The organism is Bacillus cereus group sp. BfR-BA-01355 (genome assembly GCF_022663675.1).
In the GTDB taxonomy this organism is placed as follows: Bacteria; Bacillota; Bacilli; order Bacillales; family Bacillaceae_G; genus Bacillus_A; species Bacillus_A thuringiensis_S.
The window spans coordinates 1-4611 of sequence record NZ_JAKUFY010000201.1; the positions used below are offsets into that span (position 1 = coordinate 1).

Sequence of the window (4611 nt, forward strand, 5' to 3'; positions counted from 1 at the left end):
AGAAGAAGGATTGTTCACGGAGGAAATTGGGAAAGACATATATGCTTTAGAAATTGCTTTTGGACCAGAAATGTTAGCTGAAGTCATTAAACAAGGTGCAGGTTTCACAGGTGATTACTTACTTCTTTATACAGCGGATGTAGCGAATGAACTGAAGAAACGTTATTTTACAAAAGCTCAGCAAATTTTTGATAAAAGTGCAGTCGTTTTAAAGCAAAAGGTGAAGGAAGCAGTTGCTCGTATGGAACAAGAGATTGAAAAATATACGATGTTGCAAACGGCAAAAGAGACGGAATTACAATACAGTAACAATTTAGAGACATATGAAAGTTATTTACAAAATATTTGGCGCGAGCGTGTTGCTACACCAGAAGGATTGCAAATAGAGGAGATATTGCAACGTGAAAAACAAATTGTTAGTGAGAAATTTACACTACAAGAGCAGGAGATTGTAAATGATAACGGGGCGGCTCATGAAGAAGAGATAAAAGGAACAGCAGTTTTAAATATTCAGCGTATATTAGAGAAAGTGAAGAAAGCTGAAATGATATTAGAGCCATTGCCAGCGCTGAAACATGTACAGCAAGAGGTAATAGAAAAAAGGCGTCGTGTGGAAACGAAACAATTTACAGTAGCGTTATTCGGAGCTTTTAGTGCTGGGAAATCATCATTTGCCAATGCCTTACTAGGTGAGAAGGTACTTCCTGTATCACCAAATCCGACGACGGCAACGATTAATCAAATTTTGCCGGTTACAGAGGAAAAACCACACGGAACAGTAATGGTTCAATTCAAATCAAAGCAAGCTTTATTAGAAGATATGAAAGCTGTTTATAAGCTGTTTCATTATGAGATTACTACGTTAGATGAGGCGTTAGCACAAATTGATAAAGTTATGAAATATCCTTCACCAACTGGGAAGCAAAAAACAACATTTAGCTTTTTACGAGCGGTACAAAAAGGGTATGATGCAGTTTCTACTTATTTAGGAGAACAAGTACAAGTTACATTAGAAGAGTTCTCTGATTATGTAGCGAACGAAGAAAAATCATGCTTCGTTGAGTATATGGAGCTTTATTATGATTGTGCTTTAACAAGGCAGGGAGTAGCGCTTGTAGACACACCTGGAGCGGATTCTATTAATGCTCGCCATACGGATGTTGCATTCCAGTATATTAAAAACGCAGATGCTATTTTATTTGTAACATATTATAACCATGTATTCTCTCGTGCGGATCGTGAATTTTTAATTCAGCTTGGTCGTGTAAAGGATACTTTTGCCCTTGATAAAATGTTCTTCTTAATTAATGCGGCGGATTTAGCAGAGTCTGAAGAAGAACTTGAAATGGTAAAAGGTTATATCGCAGATCAGCTACTGCAATACGGTATTAGAAATCCGCGTTTATTTGCAATTTCAAGTTTATGTGCGCTTGAAGAGAAACAAGGAAAGAGTGTTGAAAAAGAGAAGTATGGTATTTTACAAAACTCTGGAATTACTAAGTTTGAGGAATCATTTACGTCCTTTATGATGAGAGATTTAATGCTTGTTTCTGTGCATGCTCTATACGGTGCGTTGCAAGGGGCAGATCAGCTTTTAGTAAACATGATAAATGGTGCAAAGCAGGGGAATGAAGAGAAAGAGAAGCAAACGAAAAAATATGAAGCAGAGCGTGATCAACTACTTCATATCATTTCATCATATAGTGTACTTGCTGAAGAACAGGCGATGCAAAATGAAGTGAAAGAGTTGCTTTATTACGTGCAACAGCGTCTATTCCTACGTTATAACGATGTGTTTACTGAATTTATTAATCCGGCGTCACTTCGAACGGATGGAAATGTGAAAACACAATTGCAACAGTGTGTTATGGAATTAGTAGCATTTATTCAGCATGATTTATTACAAGAAATGCGTGCGACATCATTACGTCTTGAAAAATGGATAGACGAAGCGATGAAGCGTGCAAAGGACGAAATTGTAGTGAACTGTAAAGTAGAAAATCAATCAATTTCTATGAATGGAACAGTGGAGTATGAATATAAAGATATTACACATAAAGAACCGTTCCCTTCAGTTGAAATAAAAGATTTCAAAAAAGCACTGGCACATTTTAAAAATGAAAAAAGCTTTTTTGAAAAAAATGATAAAGCATTCATGCAAGAAGAGGCTAAAGTTGTATTAGAACCTTTCGTATCAAACTATGTAGCTGATGAAAAAGATTTATTTGTTCATCATTATAAGCAAGAGTGGGATTTGAAATGGAACTTATTCCAAAAAGTAATGCAGCAAGATGTGATGAATTATTATGAAAGTATATTATTTGCATTGGCTGAAACGATTGATGTATCTCTATATGAGCAAAGTAAAGAACAATTGCACAAGCAGTTAGTAGAGATTGAAAAAGAAATTTATGTTATATAGTCGTTATGAGAAAAAGATTCGTTCAATTTTCTTTTGCAGTACAGTATCTAAAGATTTTACAAATCCAGCAAATTCATCGGTAGAAATCATATGAGTAAGAACGAGTCGTCTGCCGTCTGGTGTTTCACCGCATAAGACGAATGAAGAAAATTCATATGTTTTATTTTCTACTACTAATTTTGGATAGGAATACGTGTCGCTTTTCTTCTTCTTTCCATCAATAGAGATGACGTTGCATTTTTTCTCATTGTTGTCCATGATGAACCCCTCCTTTCTATTACTTATGGTAGACAAGGAGGGTTTAGAACAATAGAGAAAGGGGAATTTTTATGGGTGTAGTAATAGAGTATATTTCGAAAGAAGAAGCTATACCGAAGTCTTTATTGCTACTTGCTGATCCAAGTGAACGGCAAATAGCTACATATGTACAAAGAGGATTAACATACGTAGCAAAGCAAGAGGGTAGCGTTATCGGTGTATATGTTCTTTTGGAAACAAGGCCAAAGACGATGGAAATCATGAATATTGCGGTTGCAGAGCATGTGCAAGGAAAAGGGATTGGAAAGAAGCTAGTAAGTCATGCTGTAGAAACTGCTAAAGGATATGGTATGTCAAAACTGGAAGTTGGTACAGGCAATTCTAGTGTTTCACAACTTGCTTTATATCAAAAATGTGGATTTCGTATTTTTTCTATTGATTTTGATTACTTTTCGAAGCATTATGAAGAAGAGATTATTGAAAATGGCATTGTATGCCGTGATATGATTCGGCTTGCAATGGAATTGAATTAGAACGTATAACTTATTTAGGGGGAAGAGAAGATGGAAGTACATAAAGCAATTACAGCACATTCTCGTAAACAAAATGAAAGTGTAAAAGCATGTTTACAATTAGATGCGCAGCGTGAAGCAGCTATTGAAGCAGCCGTATCTCTTGCGTCAAATGGGAAAGAATTTTCGGTTGATGTCATTAATGTTGTAACAAAGCAAATTAATGATCTTGCAAAAAATGGTGTTACCTTGCAGCGTAAATATGTTACAGAAGAAATGGTTATGGAGTATGTAAGTCGTTTACAAGAGAAAGAAGGTCGTTAAAGATGATAGTTACAGTCGAATGGTTACGTGAGCATATAGAAGATGAGAACGTCCGTGTAATCGATTGTCGTTTTGATTTAGCGAATCCTAATTGGGGTAGAGAAAAGTATGAAGAAGAACATATTCCTCATGCTTTATATTTTGATTTGAATTTAGATTTATCAAGTCCTATAGTAGAGCATGGTGGCCGCCACCCGTTGCCAAGCATTGAAGAGTTTGCGGACAAGCTTTCGGAGGTTGGTATTGATGAACATACGACAGTAATTGCGTATGACAGTCAAGCTGGTGCAAATGCTGCTCGTTTATGGTGGTTATGTAACTATGTAGGACATGAGAAAGTATATATATTAGATGGTGGTTTCCCGGTTTGGAAAGAGAATGGACTACCGACAACAACGGAAATTCCTGTTGTTATACGAAAAACATTCAAAACAAACATACAAGATCATATGCTTGTATCGATGGAAACAGTAAGAGAGAATATCCAGGCAGGTGCAGATGTTACGTTAATTGATTCAAGAGAGCCAAAACGTTATGCTGGTGTAGAGGAACTTGTCGATCATAAAGCAGGACATATTCCGACAGCAGCAAACTATTTTTGGAAGGATGGAATGTTGCAATCAGGACAATTTAAGAATGAAGCTGAGCAACAAGGACGATTCCAAAATCTGTCGAAAGATAAGGAAACCATTGTATATTGTGGTTCTGGTGTTACGGCATGTCCAAATATCATTGCGTTAAAATTGGCTGGATTCCAAAATGTTAAATTGTATGCGGGTAGCTGGAGTGATTGGATTTCTTATCCAGAAAATCAAATTGCAAAAGAAGAAGATTAATCACTTGCATGCAAAAATAATTTGTATTAAAATAAGGTCACAAGTAAGAGATTGCTCGAAAAACTTTGTATTTTACACATTGGAAACAATGTGATAATATAACGACAAGTAAATAATACATCCTGCGGTGTACGTAACTTATTTATGTCTAAAACCGATGTTAGTTATACGGAAGCTCAATATTTAGCGACCATCATCAAGCCTTCCTTGTGGAGGAAGATGTACGGTAACTGTGAGGGCATCCACCTGCGAGTAGCGG

General features: G+C 36.3%; 5 protein-coding genes and 1 other RNA gene. 5 read left to right on the plus strand and 1 reads right to left on the minus strand.

Going from position 1 to position 4611, the window contains the following annotated elements; translation table 11 throughout:
- On the plus strand, positions 1-2422 hold a 2422-nt coding region (locus tag MR167_RS30440; protein ID WP_242316169.1), incomplete at its 5' end, for a dynamin family protein.
- Positions 2423-2425: 3 nt separating this feature from the next.
- Here the strand turns inward: MR167_RS30440 and MR167_RS30445 are convergent.
- Positions 2426-2680: a DUF3931 domain-containing protein gene (locus MR167_RS30445; protein WP_000369740.1), complete on the minus strand. Its 255-nt coding sequence runs from the start codon at positions 2678-2680 to the stop codon at positions 2426-2428.
- A gap of 71 nt (positions 2681-2751) precedes the next feature.
- Here MR167_RS30445 and MR167_RS30450 point away from each other — a divergent pair, with 71 nt between their 5' ends.
- The 4 genes from MR167_RS30450 to ssrS all read left to right on the plus strand — a co-directional run.
- Complete coding sequence (locus tag MR167_RS30450; protein ID WP_000539329.1) at positions 2752-3213, plus strand: GNAT family N-acetyltransferase; 462 nt, start codon at positions 2752-2754, stop codon at positions 3211-3213.
- A gap of 30 nt (positions 3214-3243) precedes the next feature.
- The gene (locus MR167_RS30455) at positions 3244-3516 is read left to right on the plus strand and encodes a YpbS family protein (RefSeq protein ID WP_000451820.1); all 273 of its coding nucleotides are present in this window, start codon (positions 3244-3246) and stop codon (positions 3514-3516) included.
- A gap of 2 nt (positions 3517-3518) precedes the next feature.
- Positions 3519-4352 carry a sulfurtransferase gene (locus MR167_RS30460; protein ID WP_000637581.1) on the plus strand — a complete coding sequence of 278 codons (834 nt, stop codon included), beginning with the start codon at positions 3519-3521 and terminating at the stop codon, positions 4350-4352.
- A 116-nt stretch (positions 4353-4468) separates the two neighbouring features.
- Positions 4469-4611, plus strand: a non-coding RNA gene (gene ssrS, locus MR167_RS30465) — 6S RNA; the annotation flags it as partial.

What these genes read in the sequence shown, in the direction of transcription:
- MR167_RS30445 (WP_000369740.1), bottom strand. Translation starts at nt 2,680, where the DNA reads ATGGACAACAATGAGAAAAAATGCAACGTCATCTCTATTGATGGAAAG.
- MR167_RS30450 (WP_000539329.1), top strand. Translation starts at nt 2,752, where the DNA reads ATGGGTGTAGTAATAGAGTATATTTCGAAAGAAGAAGCTATACCGAAG.
- MR167_RS30455 (WP_000451820.1), top strand. Translation starts at nt 3,244, where the DNA reads ATGGAAGTACATAAAGCAATTACAGCACATTCTCGTAAACAAAATGAA.
- MR167_RS30460 (WP_000637581.1), top strand. Translation starts at nt 3,519, where the DNA reads ATGATAGTTACAGTCGAATGGTTACGTGAGCATATAGAAGATGAGAAC.